This is a genomic window from Paraburkholderia sp. C35 (assembly GCF_003121405.1).
In the GTDB taxonomy this organism is placed as follows: domain Bacteria; phylum Pseudomonadota; class Gammaproteobacteria; order Burkholderiales; family Burkholderiaceae; genus Paraburkholderia.
The window spans coordinates 1-15,524 of the sequence record NZ_QBUY01000014.1; the positions used below are offsets into that span (position 1 = coordinate 1).

Here is a 15,524-nt window from a genome sequence, read left to right on the forward strand (position 1 = left end):
CGCTCTACACCCGTAAGATCGGCGGCAGCCTCAGACGTCGACAACAGACACCCCCCACCACATATCCCCCAAATCGCCTCGCTTCCTCCCCTTGCGCAATGACCAATGGCTTTTATGGCGACTGACGATGCAATCCATCACAGCTCCGGATGTTGTGCATCGGTGAGCAAGCCGCTTATCGCTCCCCACGTTCAATACTCAAGTACAAGGAAGGATAATCAATGAAGCGTGCTATCTGCCGAGTCGTGGTCGGCCTTGTTGCGTTTGCGGCCTTGGTGCCACTGGGCTTTGCCGCCGAAGGTCCCGCTTACGGCGGGCCAGTCGGAGGGTCGGATATCGAAAACGCCTATTTGCCTGCCGAGACGGGCTTCTACGGCGCGGTCGTGGGTGGGTATGCTAACGGATCACAGTACTACGACAATAATCATCATCGCAGCAGCACGATATCAGCGGCCAACAGCAGTGGCGTTGCAGCCGTCGGCGCACTCTATATTTATCCGTTCAAGCTCTTTGGCGGGACTTTGGGTACTTCGGTTCAAGGCAGTCTGGCGACAGGTCATATCGAACTGAATAATCGAAGTGACACCTATGACGGTACTGGTGACATCTATTCGGACCTCCTGGTGTGGAGTCGATATCTTGGGAACTCGACTGGAAGCGCACCAACTGGTCTCACAGTGAAGCTTGCGTATTCGATGATTTTCCCAACAGGTCACTACGACCAGAATGCCATCGTATCGACTGGCCGGAACACGATCTACTACATACCGAATGCGGCGTTTAGTTATCTGACTGGTCCCAACGTGTTTGGTGATGGTACGGAATTTAGCCTGCACGTATTTCTCGATATTGCAGCAACGAATTCAGCCACGAAATACCACAATGGACCGGTGATCGATTTCGACTATGCGATCAGCGAAAAATTGGGATTGTGGCAGTTCGGGCTGGCGGGCTACTACGCAACGCAACTATCCGACGACCATCAGAACGGGCAGGCTGTTCCCGGTGGGAACAGGTTCGCGTCAGCAGGGATTGGCCCTGTGCTGTCTTATACGATTCCACAGTGGAAAAGCAACATCAAGTTGAAGGCTTCGATACCGATCTACACAAGAAACTCGTTGGCACAGAACGTCGTGTATCTGATCTTCTCGAAAGCATTCAACTAAAGCGATTCTTCCACCCGATTTCGACGGACACGATAGTCGAGATTGGACTCCTTCACTGACGGAGTGCAGCCATGCCCCAGATTGATCGAACGCATGCTTCAGAAGCAATATCAGAAGGGCTATCTATCCGTAGCACACAGCTTGTTAGCGGATTCCGGATCACAATGGTCCTGTTGGGGGTCATGATCGCCTTGCCAGCGTTCGTGATGGGCGCCAGTCTTTCGCATGCATTGGGTGTGAAGGGTGCGTTGACGGCAAGTCTTGCGGGTGGTCTGCTGCTGGCGCTCGTTGCCCTCCCGGCGGCGATTGCGGGCGCGCGGTCTCGGCAAACAACCTACGTACTTATCCAGCGAGCATTTGGTACCCGCGGCGGGGCGCTCGTCAATCTAGTCATTATCATTGCGGTAGTTGGCTGGTTCGGTGTAGTAGCCATGATGTTCGGTGAAGCGGTTCGGCCGACCTTGCCCGATTTCATGGCTGACTTACCGGTGCGTGTGTTGGCACTTGCCGGATGTATTCTGATGGCTGCGGTCACGATTGTTGGATTCAGGGCGCTGGACCTGCTTTCGATGATCGCATCTCCGTTCAAGCTCCTGGTACTGTTCTGGACGCTCGTCGCTGCGTTGAGAGTGACCCATATCGGGAGCGTGCTGACGGTGGCCCCTTCGGGTGCTTTCTCGATGACGACGGGTATTGCAATGGTTGCTGGTGGTATCATGACCGGGGCAATTCTGGCGCCCGACCTGTCGAGATTTGCCAAGACTCCAGCGCAGGCTGCCGTCGCGTGCGGATTGGCGTACGGGGTGTTGTTCCCTCTAGTGTTGATGTTGTCTGGCTTGCCTGCTGTTGCGACCGGGGAGCAGGATCTCGTGAAGCTGATGCTGACGCTCGGTCTTGGCATCCCGGCAATGGTTGCGGTTCTGCTCATTGCGGTAACAACCAACGCGTACAATCTTTATGCTGGATCGTTGATTGCCGCCACGATTGCGCCGAGGCGGCCTCATTGGCAACTTGCAATTGCGATTTGTGTCATTGGCGCTTTGGCCGGCATTGCGGGTATCAGCGAGAAAGTGACACCGTTTCTGGTAGTACTTAGCGTTTGCATTCCACCCGTCGGGGGCGTTTATCTGATCAACTTCTATCTGGGCGATCGCTTCGGTAAAAGCAATGCCCCAGTGGCGTGGCACCCCGAGGCGTTCGTTGCATGGCTGGCTGGAAGTGGATTCGCGTTCGCCGCAGGGCGGCTGCAAATCGTGATCACTTCGATTGCCCCGCTCGACTCGCTACTGATTTCAGCGCTTGTCTGGCTCCTTTTAAACTGGACGACATCACGCACGAGAGCGACAAGGTCAGCACAGAATCGTGGCATCTGAGAGCAAAGTGAATCGCGCATCCAAATTTCGTTCGCACGTCCACGTCGAGGACGCCGTTCAAAGGGCGCGATTAATTGACAGAATCATGTGCAGCCCGCCAAGCACGGCCCGGGCGACTGTGCTTGTTGCGCCAGCAGGATTCGGAAAGACCACATTGCTTGCGCAGCTCGCGGTGCGTCGTACAGGCAGCGAGTCTGTAACCGCCTGGCTGAATTGCGATGAGCAGGACCGTCAACCAGAGATATTCCTTGCATCGCTTGAAAGGGCACTGGCCGCCGCAGGGAAGGGGGCGTCGTTAAAGATTGCAGATGTACTGTCCGGAGTGGAGCATGGCGAGCATGATGTTCTATTGCTGGTCGACGAATACGAGGTAGCCGCGTCGCAACCAACTACACAGCTTTTGCGCGAAATTTTGCTGTCGTTGCCCGCAGGTGTTCATCTCGTCCTTGCATGCAGGGAGCTTCCGCATCTCGATCTGACCGCGCTGGTCTTACAAGGGAGGGTCAGACTGGTCGACGCACGAGAACTCCGGTTCAGTTTTGAGGAGACGCGCAGTCTGTTGCCTCAGGATACCCGGGAAGATGTGATTGAGCGTGTTCAGGAACTGACGGAGGGATGGGCCTTCGTTCTTCAACTGATCCGGCTTGGTTCTGGCATCCGCGACAGTGAGACGTGGCTCGGAGAGATCAACGACCTTGTGCCTGCGGGGCCAGTTTTCTCATATTTCGCTAGTGAGGTGTGGCGCAACGTTGATGATGAACTCAAGCAGTTCATGCTGGATGTTGCGATTCTGCAGTATGTGGATGCACCATCGGCCGATTCGCTGCGGGAGCGCAGGGACAGCGCCCTATTCATTTCGAAGATGACCTCGCTCCATCCAATCGTTGCGGTTGATGAAGTGCGCGGGCGAGCGGCTCTTCATCCGCTTCTGCGTGAGTTTCTGGTGCTTGCTCGCCAGCGCGATGACGCCTCGAGGCTTACACGTCTGCATATGAGAGCGGCAGCATTTTTTGCCAATCGTGATGAGATATATGAAGCTGTCGGGCACGCATTGCGCGCGGACGACGCAGCACTAGCTTGCCGGATCATCGAAAAGGCCGGAGCGCTACGTCTCGGTGTAACGGTAGGCATGGGTTACGTGCGAAGTCTATTGGAAATTCTGCCTGTGAAGGCGATTCGAAGTCATCCGCGTATCGCGTTGATGGAAGTATGCGGCTCGATTGTTGATGATAACCCTGTAGAAAATGAGTACAGACTCGATGAAATTCGGCGAGAAATTGACATTTCATCGCCGCCATCGACGGATCCCGTTTGGACGGATCTGCATTGTGCCGAATGCGTTGCTCTGTTCGAAAAAGGCGAGCGGCTGTTTCCATTTTCTCCCTGGGAAAAAATGGAAACCGTCAAAGCAGATGTCATTGAGCGCACCAATGAGGATCCTCGTCTGCTCGGACTGGTGTTAATCGTCGAGTTGTTGTTGACGCAGCGGTATGATGATTTCGCCAAAGCTGAACTGAGGACGGAAGCTCTTGAGCGGTTTAACGCGCGTCACCGGTTAACGGCGAACGGCATATGGATGCCTATCTACAAGGCACAAAACGACTATCACTCGGGCCTTCTGGACGAAGCTGAGGACCACCTTAGACGTGTTTTGAGCAAGGAATTCGACCTGTTTCGTCGCCAGCAGAATGCGTTCGGTCAGATGACGTATGCGCTGCTGGGACGAATTCACTATGCACGTGGCGAACTCGACGAGGCAAGAAGCTGTTTTCAGCGACTCGATGCGCTGGAGCGTTCGCCCTTTCTCGAAGTGTCGGAAGGCGCGTCCGTCTGTCATGCGTTTGCCGAGGCAGCATCCGGGCGATGGCAGCAGGCACTGGAAAGACTGGGACGGGAATTGCTCCATTGTCAGGAGCAGCGTCGTACCGCATATCGCCATCTTTTGAACGCCACCAGAATCGAATTACTGTGTCGGCGAGGTGCCCGGCACGAGGCAGATGCCGCATTCAGGCAAAACACTGAATTGAAAGGTGCCTATCCTGCGTTCGTCGAGAACCGAAATGCGCTGGACATCCCGTGGTGTGTGATGGAAGCCGCAGGACGAGCCCGTTTCTATTACGCTGTAATCCAGGCGGATCTGGGCGCGGCGGAGAGCGCCGCAGCGCAACTTCAGGACGATGCGCGAAGACAACATCGTCGCTTGCCAGAGATCATTGCCAGCATATTTTTGGCCAACATTTCTTTGGCCGCGGAACGAAGACACGAAGCGCAGGAACGACTGCTATTCGCGCTGACTCTGTGTTCGGACGTACCACCAGCGCAGCTTTTTCTGGATCATGGGGTCGACCTTCTGCCACTGGTACGGGAGGTGGCAGCCGGCGATGGCTCTGGGAGTCCTGCCGCCAGAATGATAGTGCAGGTCTGGGAGCGAGAGTTTCGCGCAGCGATTCGTTCACTGGACTTTTTGACTGGCCGCGAAAGCGAGGTTCTGATGCAACTTGCGCGTGACCAATCAACAAAGCAGATAGCAAAATTGTTGTTTTTGTCGCCGGAAACCGTCAAGTATCACCTCAAGGCGATCTTTACGAAACTTGGGGTCACCACACGCGACGAAGCGGTGCTGGAAGCGCATCGCCGCGTAGTATCTAGTCCATTTTCGGGCTTTTCAAGTGTCCTGCAGCGCGTCGCAGAGGCGTCGGCTATCCGTGACGAACCCGAAAACTGAGCGCACATTTAGAATCGTCGCTTCCAGGCAGAAGTCGGGCGACGATGTGCCAACACAATCGGAAAGCAATACGCTGTCGTAGCCGTGAAACGTGGCGTCCATCAAAGTTGCCAGCACGCATTGGTCGGCGTTAACTCCGGCAAACATGAGTGTACGAATGCCCACATTGCGCAAGACAGAGTCGAGCGGTGTGTCCCAGAAGCCGCTAATCCTGTGCTTGTCGATACAGACATCACCGGTCTGAACACGTAATCCGTCTACGAGTTCTGCACCCCAACTGTCTTTCGTCAGCACACGGCTACCAACAGCTTGTGGGGCACCGGGTTGTTCGGGCTGGACATCCCCCAAACCGACCCCGCCGCCCATCTGCTTGAACGGGAACTGAACCACGGGGGGGAGATTCAGCAAATCCGGACGGACGCCCCAATTTAGCCATATCACAGGCATTTCGTTCAGTCGAAACGCCTGGGCCACACGTTGTATTGGTTCGATGGGGCGGCGCGTGCGTTCAATGTCGGCACCGACGGCGTGAAGCCAGCCTCCCGTTGCGCAAAAATCGTTTTGCATATCAACGACCACCAGCGCGCTTTTCCGCTTGTCAATCTCGATATCAAGCGTGTCAGTGGGTATGGTAGCGGAGCGTACCGGCATCTCGCGTCTGCTTAGATCGATTCGTCCTTTATGGAGGATGTAATGGTCGCCCTCCGTAGAGCCCAGAATGTTTATGTTGCGCTGCTCGAATTCCTTCATGACCGTGGTCCTCGTCGTCAATAGTGACTAACGTCAGGATAGATAAGGCGCGATTCGCGCGAGGACAATCGTAGGGGGTGTTGTCCTCAAACGTGGGGGATGGCCGATCAGGATCGCAGACTCACGAATGCGCGTCGGACGGTCGCGCACCGCCTAGGGCCAAATATCAGTTCTGGAAGATGATGGTGCTGCTGTTCGGCGCACTGACCTCTAAAGGTCTTTAGAAACTCCACAACACGCCGTTAACCTTGATCGGGAGGTCAGAGTCGCTGGCTCAATATCAACGTACGAAAAAATGAAGAGACTGATTCTACTTTTGACAATTGTTGTCACTGCTTGCACACCAGCGAAAGACCCGGAGGTCACATCGCTATCGGAGACGGTGAAAGAGCTGCGTGCTCAGGTCGCGCAGATGGATCAGATGCGAGCGAACAATGCCAAGCTGGAGCAGCGCGTCTCGATGCTCGAGGTTCAACAGAAGTGGGCGCAGGACACTACGTCCATGCTAGACGTCACGGACAAGGGCTATTCCATCGCAAAGACAAATCTCGGGGAGTTGCTGTTTGCAGTGCAGGACATGACGCCATATGGAAACGGCGTTAAATTGAAGCTTCTGGTCGGGAATCCTGGAATGGCGACCTACAATGGAGCGAAATTGAATTTCAAGTGGGGTAAGTCCCTCGACATTTCACAACCTGATTTCAGCTACGGGGACTGGGAGAAGTCATTGCATTCGAAAGAGCTGACTGTCCCGAACACGCTTTATCCCGGCACCTGGAATCCTGTGGAGGTAATCCTGGCGCCGGCTAAACCAGACGAGACAGCGTACCTTTCTGTTGCGGCATCGCTGAACAACGTCCAGTTGCGCCCACCGGTTCTCCAGTAGGCGCCCCGGCAGTCCGGGTTTTATTGCCGTTTGATGCGTCGCGCCGCGAATTCCATTAGACGCTGGTCGCGCCAGTCGCGACGCTTTGCGAGGTCGTCAACTGCGAGGTGTTGCCGCCGGTCGCTTTCTACCTGCGAAATCAACTGGGGGTCCCAAGGCCCGTCTTCTGTCCTCGATTGCATGATCGAGTAGTAGAGTGGGCCTAGCCGATTGGCATAGTCGGCCACGCCACCAGGAGCGTTGAGATCAATTGTCTCGAACGGACCCATGAATGACCACCGCCAGCCGAGCCCATCGCGAACGGTCTTGTCGATATCCTCGCAAGTGGCGATGCCGTCGCGATGTAGCGCCCAGGCTTCACGTAGCAAAGCGGCCTGAAGGCGGTTGAGTACGAATCCTTCGATTTCCTTTCGTACGTGGACAACGCTCTGTCCGATGCCAGTCATAAGGCTATCAACGCACTCGACGGTTTCTGCCGAAGTCTGCGGAGACGGCACGAGTTCGACTACCGGCACGAGATAAGGCGGATTGACCGGGTGAGCGATCAGCACTCGGGGCGAGATCCGCAAATCATGGGCGAACGCAGATGCAGGAATGCCCGAGCTGGAACTCCCGATGATGACCTTTTCGTCGGCGATGTGGTTGATCGCTTCCATTAGCTGACGTTTGACGTCCGTCCGCTCAAGAACCGATTCCTGCACGTAGGAGACCCCCGAGATGGCCTCCTCAAGGGTGGCAACGCGGGTGAGGCGGGCAGAAACGTCGCGCGGCGACTCCTCCAGCAGTCCGTGCTTCTTGAGTTCCTGCAACTGCTCCGCGGCCCACGGAATGGCCTGTTCGGATATGCGTGGATCGGCGTCGAAGATTCGTACCGTGAAGCCGGCGCGAGCGAAGGCGATTGCCCAGCCGGCGCCAACCAGACCGGCGCCGACAATCGATACTAGCTTATTCGAGTCGGTCGAGGGTTTCATATTCACTTGACCATCGATTCATGATCCGCTGACAGACAGATCTCGCTGACGCGAAGGTTGTTCTTCGTGATGCGCGAGGGGAAGGTGTCGCGCAAGCGCTCTTCATGGATAGGAATGACGCGTCGCGCTTCATACTGAACGGACTTCATCATTTCTTCGGTTGCGAGGAGCAGATTCAGCTGGCTTCCAACCGCGAGGCCCACCGGATTGTACATTTTGTCGATACCAATGGCCGAGGCATCAAATTCAAGATTCTCGAATACGTAGACAAGATCGCCTGCGAGTACCCAGCTATCCTTCGAGGGTTGCTGGTTGTCGTTCCGAACGTGTATCCATTGGCTCCCGAATGTGTGGCTATCGAATGCCGCGTGTATGTCGATGCCGGGGAGGACGTTCTCGCGGTCCCCGTCAACTACCACCAGTCGGCCCTGCTTTGCGAGGTCGACCGCACGCAGAATGTCCGAAGGATCCACTGCACCCATCATCCAACGCATCCGGTCAGGAAGCGACATCGACCAGATCCACTTCGTCAGTTCCCGCTCCTGGATGTAAAAGGTCGCATTCGGAAAATCGTCGGTGTTGCCGAGGTGATCAAAGTGCGCATGCGTGATGAAAACGGTGTCCACATCTTCAGGTTTGACGCCGCACTCCGCCAGCACGTCTTTGGGTGAATGCCAGTTTTCAACACCAAACCGGTTCCCGAGCGTACCGCCATAATCCTTGTTGTTGTACCCCACGTCGACCATAGCGACATGGCCATTGCCCTTGATCAGCACGTAGCAATAGGGGAGTTTCACAAACCCTTCATTGTGCGCGCCGTAGATCACTCCACTCTTGTGATAGTTTGTGACGTAGCTGTATTCGAGTACCCATACTGAATAACCTGCGTTCATATTTTTCTCCTGTTCATAGTCATGATCGGTTGTGTATCCGGTGCTTCAACCATTGCAACTACAGCACGCCTGGCTGAAGTCCACAGGATTGAATCCGAGAGATGCATCAGCTGCCCAACGCACCAGCGCATTCGCTTTCTTCAGATGGTCAACCCAAACGGCTACCTGTTCACGCACCTGTTCCGTACCGCTTTTGGTGTTTGCAAACTGGTCTGTCACATCACACACAATTGTTATTGCACGGCACAATGCCCAGTGACGGCGTGTCGCACCCTTTGGCGCGGTAATGGAGCGAATTGCGTCATTGCATTCGCGTGCGCGCTCCAAGGGCGTAGTGACGGCTTCGAAATCGGGATCGAAACGGCCACGTATCTGCGCCAGCAAAAACAGTCCGGCAAGCTGCGCTGTCAGTCTTCCAAGGCTGTCGTAGAGTGGGCGTGCGGCTACGGCATAAGCGATCAGTTCGTCCTGAGTGACCGTGACGTCGGCGAGCGAGTCTGTTTCTTCTGGTGGGAGCTCCAGCACGTCACAACCCGCGACATGAACGAGCGGTTTCTCCAGCAGAGTGGTCGATCGAATTGGGGGAGTCATAGTTTGCCTGCTCATATACTGAGAAAGGGCGGCAGACCGCCCCTTCTTTTCGTTTCAAGAGTGTTACTTGACTGTCGCAGAGACCTTGGTGAGCTTGTACGCATCAGCGCGCTGTGCGCACTTCTGACAGTTGATGCCGGGCTGGTCAGGTGCAGCAACAACAGCATCTCCCGGCAGCGACTGGATGGTCTGGCCGGGCGTTGGTTCGCCGTTAAGCGCTGACCGCAGCGACAGCTCAGGAAGCAGTCGAGGGTTGAAAACTTCGGTCACAAACGATTCGGGCACCTTGCCCGTCGGAAAAGCGTTGCAGCCGTTCTCAGGCTTGTCACCGGTACACAACTTCACCTGATCACCCGGAACCCAGGGGAGCGGATACTCAATGTTGTGAGTTTCAAGTTTGCGCTTTCCCTGGAGGACTTCCATCATCAGCTTGAATGCGAAAGCGGCAGTCGCAGGCGGGGATCCCGACGAGACACCCTGCAATCCCTGAGCACGCATATCCGGATTCGCCAACGCGAGGCGGAAGCCGTTCGAGTTTTCCCCGGTCACAGGGACGAGTTTCTTTCCTGCGGCCTGCAGCGCCTTGATAGCACCGTTTTCGCCAGCCTGTGCCCAGATGCCGTCGACATCTGGATGCGCGGCAAGCGCTTTTGCTGTTTCCTGCTGCGTGGTGCGGTCATCCCAGTAGCCGTAATATTCGGCCACTACGTGGATGTTCGGATATTTATTGAAGACACTCATTGCGCCATCCGTGTGACGCTTGTCGACCGAGTTACCCGGCACGCCGCGGCTCAGAAAGATGTTGCCCTTTCCGTGAAGCGCATTAACCAGTTGCTGCGCAGTGTATTCGCCAAACCCTGCTGTGATATAGCTGACGTTATATGCGCAGGGCTCTGTCACGGTGGCGTCGTACATGAAAAAGAGGGTGCCTTTTTCGCAACCGCGCTTCACTACCCGGTTTAACGCGGTGGGCGAGATCGGGAAGCTGATGACTCCATCGGCATTCGCAGCGATCATGCTTTCGTACGCTGAGATTTGCGCCTGTACATCCGTACCGGATATGACTTCCCGCAATTCAACGAGCTTGTCATACGGAGGCGTTTTCGCAAGCGCTTTGACTACGTTAGCCGCTTCCGACTGCCACGCATTGCCGCTGTAACTCAGGCTGAGATAAATCAGATACTTGTCTTTCTTCGGTTTCGACTGCGCGTTGGCCGCGTTGATGCCGAAGTGCGCGGCGAGCGCCATGGCTCCCAGCAATGCACCAGCGCCCACCCAGCGCCGTACGGATTTGAAACTTTTCATCATATGTCTCCTTGGCAAAATACCCGTCTGATATCTAGTGACTACCGAGTCACCATCGTTCCCGGAATGTTTTTAAGAACCCGCAAGCATCGGAGACCTGTTTCGAAACCTTGCACGCGATCCGTTGCCCGGCTGATCTCTTTCTCCATCTATTTAGCTGCGACGTCGCGCAGCTGCTCGTACCCAGTCCAGTGCGCCTTCGTGCTGCAGAAGGATGGCAGCGAGAATCAATCCCCCTGAGATCATGGTTCTCCAACCCTGTGCAAGTCCGAGGGACGTTATGACCATGTCGAAGATTGTCAGCAGGATGGCGCCGCCGATAGTGCCGATAAAATTGCCTCGTCCACCGAGAATCGATGACCCACCGATAACAACTGCGGCAATTGACGGCAACAGATAGGGTTCTCCCATGCGCAGCGTTGCACCGTTTGAATAGCCCACCAGCATCATCCCGACAAACCCTGCCAATGCGGCTGAGAGCGAGTAGGTGGCCACGGTCAGCCCTGTAATGCGAATACCCGCGATCCGGGCTGCCACCGGATTGCTACCGAGCGCGTAGAGTCGCTGCCCGAATGTGGTGCGGGACTGAACAAATGCCGCAACCACGCAAAATACGACGACAAAGATTGTGACAAGTGGAAGCCCAGCGCTTTGACCGGACATGAGCGTCACGAGCGGATGTGGTGCCGCTCCGCTCGGGGTGCCACCGGTTGCCCCGAGGCATAGGCTGTAGACGATGATTCCCGATGCTAGCGTCATGATGAACGCGGGAATCCGGAACAGCGTTATTCCCAGACCGTTGACTACACCAACGGTTGCACATACGGCGAGAACGACAGGAATCTGCCACCAGGTGCCTGAAGGGGCGAGTGTGCTCATCCAGACCGTTGTGAGTACACCGCCGAGCGTGACGACAGAGGGAATCGACAGATCCAGTCCGCCAATCAGTACCGCCAAGCCCTGGCCATACGAGGCCACAATCAGAAATGAGGCAAGTGTGATGATTGTTAGCAGCTGATGCAGGCTACCAAATTCAGGGTTAATCAGCCGGGAGAGCAGCAATGCGACGATACAAACAATGTAAACCCCTGCAGTGCTCACTGTTTCGCGCTGGAATTTGACAACGCCACGCTTGTCTTCGCCTCGTGCGAGGCTTTCGGTCGGCCGTCCCGGCTGTGCGTCGGGACTCGTTTTCGAGTTAAGCATGGGAGCCGCTCCTGCGTGTGAAGTGCGTGACAAGATTGACGAAGATCACTGCGGCGATCATGACGAAGCCTTGAAATAGCCCGATGTAGAACGACTGGAAGCCGGAAGAAAACAGCACCTTCTGGAGCAACATGAGGGTCGCGGCTCCGATCATGCTGCCGTACAGACTGCCCTGTCCTCCGGAGAATGCAGTGCCACCAAGTGCGACAGAGGCGAAGACGAGCAGTAGTAGCGGCATCCCGGCGTTCGGGTCACCCGATGCCGTCTGGGCGGAAAGCATGAATCCGGCGACGCCGTAAAGCGCGCCCGCCAGTACGAATGCGACGCATCGGGTCCGTTTAACGTTGATGCCCGAGAGCGCCGCGGCCGTTTGGTCCTTTCCTACCGCGTAGAGGGCAACGCCAGTGTTCGTTCGTCTGAATACCGCCCAAAGCAATGCGACCACTATAGCGACGGTCCCCGACACTGGGACTACGCCCCACAGATTGTTTGTGAGCGTGTCACTGATCCAGTCAGAAACACCTCCGCCTGGCGCATCAAGCACGACGAGCGCGAGGCCGTGTGTGAGAATCATCATCGCGAGGGTGACGGCAATCGACTGCAAACCACCGTAGGCCACCAGTACGCCGTTGCACAGTCCGATTGCTGCACCGATACCGATAGCAAGGAGCAGGCTCGCCAAAGCACCGCCCGCGCCGTCTAGCGGATGCGTTGCCAGGACGACGTTCACAAGCGACAGCACTCCCGCCACGGAAAGATCGAACCCCCCGAGGAGAATGACGAACGTCGCCCCAGCTGCCGCTATCGCAAGCGGAATCGTGTTGTTGACAAGATCGCTGAACGCGGAAACGGACAGGGCGCCCGCTTCGATTCGCGAATAGATGCCGTAAAGAACCACGTACAGGATCGCAACGGTGGAGACACCATTTGTCAACAGGCCGTTGGCGAGTGAGAGTTTCGGGCTTGTGGTGGTACTCATGCTGCGCTCCTCAATGCTTTACCGTCGACATGCCCGGTCGCTGCCGCGACGATGCGACGCTCTTCGATTTCGTCGCCTTCTAGGTGAGCGACGATGCGACCGTCGTACACAACAAGACATTGGTCGCATAGCTGCACGATTTCCGAGAGCTCGGATGAGTACAGCAAGACGGCACCACCGGCGGCCGCATAGTTATGAATTGCCTCGTAGATGGCCTGCTTGGTCCCGACATCGACGCCTCTTGTCGGGTCGAAGAGAAGCAGTGTTCGTGCGCCCGTACTTAGCACCCGCGCCAGCAATGCTTTTTGCTGGTTGCCACCCGACAGGTCTCCAATTTGAAAATTGAAGTAGCGGTCGGCCAGATCCACGCGCTTTGCGACGTCGCGAACGAGAGACCGGCCGAGAGTTCGACTTACAACTCCGAAGCGAGATACCTTGCTCATCGCGCCGAGTGCTACGTTGTGCCGCACGGAAAGTGTGGGAAAGATACCTTGGGTTTTGCGCTCTTCAGGCAGCAGCGAGATCTCGATGCCAGCCTTGAGTGCATGAGCCGGTGAACGGGGACGCACTGACTTGCCGTCGATACGAACTTCCCCGGATTTGATAGGCGTCAAACCGTACAACGCGTGGAACAGGTCGCTTTGTCCTTGCCCATCCAGTCCCGCTACGCCAACTATGCCGCCGACGGGCACGCTAAAGGAGGCGCCATTGACGCTGCCTGCGTGCAAGTCAGCCACTTGCAAACGTGGCTCTGCTGTCTGGTTTGATACTGATCGCTCACGCGAAAAGGAGGCCAGATTGGTTCCGACCATCATTTCGAAGATAGCGGCATCGCCAGTTTTGTCCAGTTCGGCCGTGGCGATACTGCGGCCGCTGCGAAGCACGGTGCCGCGCGCGCATAACTCCCGGATCTCGTTCAGTCGATGCGAGATGTACAGAATCGACGTTCCTTTTTCTGTCTCTGCGCGAATCAGATCGAAGAGCCAGTCAGTCGATGAAAGGACAGCCGTGGGTTCATCGAGGATGAGCAGCTTCGGACTCTGGCTAAGCGCACGCACGATCTCAAGTCGTTGGCGATCAGCGAGAGTCAGTTGCGAAACTGGCTTGCGTGGATTGAGCGGCAGCCCATACCTGTCTAGTATGTCGGCAGCATGCTTCTCGTTGTCGGGTCGCGAGATCAGCCGAAGCGCGCCTTTTTTCAATTTCGGGAGGGCAAGATTTTCCGCTACCGTCAGGTTGGGAAGAAGGCTTAGCTCCTGAAATGCGGTAGCGACGCCTTCTTTGCGTGCTGTGAGAATGGAATCGGGCGCGTACTTCACGCCCATTAACTCAGCGGACCCGGAATCGGGGCGGACCACGCCGCTCAAAATCTTTACGAGCGTCGATTTGCCCGCGCCATTCTCACCGAGCAGGGCATGAACTTCGCCCGGCAGGATTGTGAAACTCACACCTCCGAGCGCGACCGTTGGTCCGTACGCTTTCTGAAGATTTGATACATTTAGCGTGGGACTATTAGCGTCGGTTGCCATCGCTGTCGTCTCCTTTGTGTAGTTGGAGGTGTCCGTAGGGTCCGCTCAGCCTGCTGTCCAGCCGCCGTCGAGCATTAGCGCGCTGCCAGTCATCAGGGAGGATGCATCGCTTGCGAGGAAAACCACGGCACCCATCATTTCCTCGGGCTGGCCAACGCGGCCCAGCGCAATCCTCGACGTAACCCGTTCGCGGAAGCCCGGCTGCTTGAACATGTTCTCGGTGAACTTCGTCTCGATGAACGTCGGGCAGATGGTATTAACGCGGATTCCCGAGGGACCGAGTTCCCACGCCAATGCTTTTGTCATGCCCTCGACGGCATGCTTGGTTGCGCAGTAGACAGTACGGCCGGGACTGCCGATATGTCCCATTTGCGACGAAATGTTGATGAGCGAACCCGTCTGGCGAGAACCCAGCAATTTTTTCGAAATCTCGCGCGATAGATAGAAGGCAGCCTTAACGTTCAGATTCATCAGAGCGTCAAGATCTTCATCGGTGACTTCGGTCAGATTCATTGGCCGATTCATGCCGGCACTATTGACGAGAATATTGAATGGGTCGCGAGTCGCTACTACCGCGCTGACCGCTTTGGAGTCTGATACGTCCAGAACCAGCCAGTCGCTGCTGCCGCCCGCTTCATTAATAGCCTCGCTTGCAGCTTTAACTTCGCTTTCCGTTCGAGCTGCAAGTGTGACCTTTGCACCTGATTGTGCAAGCGCCGCTGCAGCTGCAAGCCCGATGCCTCTTCCAGCACCGGTCACAAGTGCAGTTTTCCCGTCTAGGCGAAAATTAGGGAGTTTCGGTAACATATGCAATCCTAATAATAATCGAATGAACCGTGATTCTGTGATGACTGAAAAATCAGCCAAAAATAGAGAGCACGATCGAGTATTGGTTAGTCAACCGTTGGGTTCAGCGACGTGAACTGGTGTCCGAACCTTGACGTTGGCCTGACTGCTGATAGCGTCCGTCAATGAAATCGAGCCGACGCGGTGCCTACCAATATCGCAGAAGAAAAAGTCAGATGGCGCTTTCTCAACGTTTTCGTGAGTAGTTCGGGCCGCTGACCGCCGCCTCTGATTTTCGCCGTCACCCCGACGAGGATTTCAATCCTCGTCTGACGTGCTTCGGTTCAAATAGCCTCACAATCGC

General features: G+C 55.9%; 13 protein-coding genes. 4 read left to right on the forward strand and 9 right to left on the reverse strand.

All coding sequences use genetic code 11. The features are described from left to right. Positions 1 to 221 precede the first annotated feature (221 nt). From DK391_RS11585 to DK391_RS11595, 3 genes are all read left to right on the forward strand, one after another. Positions 222 to 1,166, forward strand: coding sequence for a transporter (locus DK391_RS11585; RefSeq protein ID WP_109478143.1), 945 nt, complete (start codon positions 222 to 224; stop codon positions 1,164 to 1,166). A gap of 71 nt (positions 1,167 to 1,237) precedes the next feature. Further along, positions 1,238 to 2,539 carry a cytosine permease gene (locus DK391_RS11590; RefSeq protein WP_109478144.1) on the forward strand — a complete coding sequence of 434 codons (1,302 nt, stop codon included), beginning with the start codon at positions 1,238 to 1,240 and terminating at the stop codon, positions 2,537 to 2,539. A gap of 154 nt (positions 2,540 to 2,693) precedes the next feature. Beyond that, positions 2,694 to 5,264 carry a LuxR C-terminal-related transcriptional regulator gene (locus DK391_RS11595; protein ID WP_162600784.1) on the forward strand — a complete coding sequence of 857 codons (2,571 nt, stop codon included), beginning with the start codon at positions 2,694 to 2,696 and terminating at the stop codon, positions 5,262 to 5,264. Here the strand turns inward: DK391_RS11595 and DK391_RS11600 are convergent. Further along, entirely contained in the window at positions 5,205 to 6,014 is an 810-nt protein-coding gene (locus DK391_RS11600; RefSeq protein WP_109478146.1) for a cysteine hydrolase, read from the reverse strand. The two genes, DK391_RS11595 and DK391_RS11600, sit on opposite strands and share 60 nt — an antisense overlap. 295 nt (positions 6,015 to 6,309) lie before the next feature. Here DK391_RS11600 and DK391_RS11605 point away from each other — a divergent pair, with 295 nt between their 5' ends. Beyond that, positions 6,310 to 6,900, forward strand: coding sequence for a DUF3251 domain-containing protein (locus tag DK391_RS11605; protein ID WP_109478147.1), 591 nt, complete (start codon positions 6,310 to 6,312; stop codon positions 6,898 to 6,900). A gap of 20 nt (positions 6,901 to 6,920) precedes the next feature. Here DK391_RS11605 and DK391_RS11610 read toward each other — a convergent pair whose 3' ends face one another. The 8 genes from DK391_RS11610 to DK391_RS11645 all read right to left on the reverse strand — a co-directional run bounded on the left by DK391_RS11610 (position 6,921) and on the right by DK391_RS11645 (position 15,181). Then, the gene (locus DK391_RS11610; protein WP_109478148.1) at positions 6,921 to 7,871 is read right to left on the reverse strand and encodes a 3-hydroxyacyl-CoA dehydrogenase; all 951 of its coding nucleotides are present in this window, start codon (positions 7,869 to 7,871) and stop codon (positions 6,921 to 6,923) included. Between the two features lie 2 nt (positions 7,872 to 7,873). Next, complete coding sequence (locus tag DK391_RS11615) at positions 7,874 to 8,764, reverse strand: N-acyl homoserine lactonase family protein (protein WP_109478149.1); 891 nt, start codon at positions 8,762 to 8,764, stop codon at positions 7,874 to 7,876. A gap of 45 nt (positions 8,765 to 8,809) precedes the next feature. After that, the gene (locus tag DK391_RS11620) at positions 8,810 to 9,355 is read right to left on the reverse strand and encodes a hypothetical protein (protein ID WP_162600785.1); all 546 of its coding nucleotides are present in this window, start codon (positions 9,353 to 9,355) and stop codon (positions 8,810 to 8,812) included. Positions 9,356 to 9,418: 63 nt separating this feature from the next. Then, positions 9,419 to 10,663, reverse strand: coding sequence for a sugar ABC transporter substrate-binding protein (locus DK391_RS11625; protein ID WP_239482793.1), 1,245 nt, complete (start codon positions 10,661 to 10,663; stop codon positions 9,419 to 9,421). 150 nt (positions 10,664 to 10,813) lie between these two features. Then, complete coding sequence (locus tag DK391_RS11630) at positions 10,814 to 11,866, reverse strand: ABC transporter permease (protein ID WP_109478151.1); 1,053 nt, start codon at positions 11,864 to 11,866, stop codon at positions 10,814 to 10,816. Then, complete coding sequence (locus tag DK391_RS11635) at positions 11,859 to 12,845, reverse strand: ABC transporter permease (protein WP_109478152.1); 987 nt, start codon at positions 12,843 to 12,845, stop codon at positions 11,859 to 11,861. The genes DK391_RS11630 and DK391_RS11635 overlap by 8 nt, the downstream gene beginning before the upstream one ends. Beyond that, the gene (locus tag DK391_RS11640; RefSeq protein ID WP_109478153.1) at positions 12,842 to 14,374 is read right to left on the reverse strand and encodes a sugar ABC transporter ATP-binding protein; all 1,533 of its coding nucleotides are present in this window, start codon (positions 14,372 to 14,374) and stop codon (positions 12,842 to 12,844) included. Before DK391_RS11640 ends, DK391_RS11635 begins: the two co-directional genes overlap by 4 nt. 45 nt (positions 14,375 to 14,419) lie before the next feature. Continuing rightward, positions 14,420 to 15,181: a glucose 1-dehydrogenase gene (locus tag DK391_RS11645; RefSeq protein WP_109478154.1), complete on the reverse strand. Its 762-nt coding sequence runs from the start codon at positions 15,179 to 15,181 to the stop codon at positions 14,420 to 14,422. Between the last annotated feature and the right edge of the window lie 343 nt (positions 15,182 to 15,524).